This is a genomic window from Microbispora oryzae, assembly GCF_017896165.1.
In the GTDB taxonomy this organism is placed as follows: Bacteria; Actinomycetota; Actinomycetes; order Streptosporangiales; family Streptosporangiaceae; genus Microbispora; species Microbispora oryzae.
In genome coordinates this window covers 1-2098 of the sequence record NZ_JAFCNB010000050.1, presented here as the reverse complement: position 1 = coordinate 2098, position 2098 = coordinate 1, and the positions used below count along the sequence as shown (strand labels likewise).

Annotated in this window: 1 protein-coding gene; it reads left to right on the top strand. The window is 69.1% G+C overall.

Going from position 1 to position 2098, the window contains the following annotated elements:
• Window positions 1-65 precede the first annotated feature (65 nt).
• The coding region (locus JOL79_RS35260; protein ID WP_307848865.1) for a type I polyketide synthase at window positions 66-2098 on the top strand (2033 nt) is incomplete at its 3' end.

The window sequence follows — 2098 nt, the reverse complement described above, 5'->3', positions numbered from 1 at the left end:
GGGGTTATGAGGCGTTGGCGGAGCGTGGTTATGAGTATGGGCCGGCGTTTCAGGGTGTTCGTGCGGTGTGGCGGCGTGGGGATGAGTTGTTCGCGGAGGTGTCGCTGCCGGATGGGGTGGAGGTGACGGGCTTCGGCGTTCACCCCGCCCTGCTCGACGCCGCCCTCCACCCCCTCCTGCTGACCGCCGGCGACGGCGAGCTCCGACTCCCGTTCGCCTTCCGTGGCGTCGAACTGCGCGCGGCGCGAGCCCAGGCTCTGCGGGTCCGGCTGTCCGCCGCCGGTGAGGACACCGTGGTCGAGGCCGTGGACGACTCGGGAGCCCCCGTGCTGTCCGTCGAGGCGCTGCGCGTGCGCGCCGCCGCGACCGGTGGTACGGCCGCGCCCTCCGGACTTCCGCCGTACGGCGTGGAGTGGGTGGAGGTGCCGGTGGGTGATGTGCCGGTGGGTGATGTGGCGGTGGATGGGGTGGGGGACGTGGTGGTGGTTCCGTGCGTGGGCTCGGAGCTGACCGCGGGCGGGGAGCTGGGTGCTGGTGTGGATGTGCCTGGTGTGGTGCGGGGGTTGCTGGGGCGGGTGGTGGAGGCGGTTTCGGGGCTGTCGGGTGGGTCGGGTTCTGGTTCGGCTGGCTTGGTGGTGGTGGAGACGCGGGTGGGTGATGTGGCGGGGGGTGCTGTGTGGGGTTTGGTGCGTTCTGCGCGGTCGGAGGGTGTGGGGGATGTGGTGGTGGCTGAGGTGGAGGAGGGGTTCGCTGATTGGGGGTTGGTGGCGGCTGCCGCTGGGTTGGGGGAGTGGCAGGTGCGTGTGGTGGGGGGTCGGGTGTTGGCGCCGCGTGTGGTGCGGCGTCCGGCTCCGGTGAGTCCGGCCGCCCCGGTGTCCGCTCCGGTGTCTGGCCCTGCGCCTGGGCCTCTGGCTGGTTCCGGGTCTGTCCCGGCGTCTGGGCTGGTTTGCGGGTCGGTGGATGGGGCGGTTGTGGTGACGGGTGGGACGGGTGGGTTGGGGGCGTTGGTGGCGCGTCATTTGGTGGTGCGTCATGGGGTGGGGGAGTTGGTGTTGGTGTCGCGTCGGGGGTTGGGGGCTCCTGGTGCGGGTGGGTTGGTGGCGGAGTTGGAGGGGTTGGGGGCGCGGGTTCGGGTGGTGGCGTGTGATGTGTCGGATCGGGGGGCGTTGGCGGGTGTGTTGGGTTCGGTTGGGGTTTTGGGTGGGGTGGTGCATGCGGCGGGGGTGACGGATGACGGGTTGGTGGGGGATTTGTCGGGGGAGCGGTTTGATCGGGTGTTGGGGCCGAAGGCGGATGCGGCGTGGTTTTTGCATGAGTTGACGTTGGACCGGCCGGTGGGGTTTTTTGTGTTGTTTTCTTCGTTGGCTGGGTTGTTGGGGAATGCGGGTCAGGGGAATTACGCGGCGGCGAATGCGTTTTTGGATTCTCTTGCGGTGTATCGGCGGGGGTTGGGTTTGCCGGGGGTGTCGGTGGCGTGGGGGTTGTGGGAGTCGGAGTCGGGGTCGGGGTTGACGGGGGTGTTGTCGGCGGCGGATCGGGCGCGGTTGGGGCGTTCGGGGGTTGCGGGGTTGTCGGTGGAGCGGGGTTTGGAGTTGTTGGATGCGGCGTTGGTTTTTGATGAGCCGGTGATGGTGGGGGTGAATTGGGATCGGGGGGCGTTGCGGGCGCGGGCGGATGTGGGGGATTTGCCGGCGGTTTTGGGGGCGGTGGTTCGGGGTGGTCGTCGTGGTGAGCGGCGGGGTGCGGAGCGGGGTGGTTTGGGGCGGGATGGTGGTGATCGGCGGGGGCCGGGGTTGGTGGCGTTGTTGGCGTCGCTGTCTCGGGATGAGGGTTTGCGGGTGTTGACGGATCGGGTGCGGGGTCATGTGGCGGCGGTTTTGGCGCATGGGAGTGCGGAGAGTGTGGAGGTGGATCGGGCGTTCAATCGGTTGGGGTTCGATTCGCTGACCGCGGTGGAGTTGCGTAATCGGTTGAACGCGGAGACGGGGTTGCGTCTGCCGGCGACGTTGGTGTTCGACCATCCGACGGTGACGGCGTTGGCGGATTACCTGTTCCGCACTCTGGCTCCGCCACCGCCCTCCCCCGAAGACACCCTCCG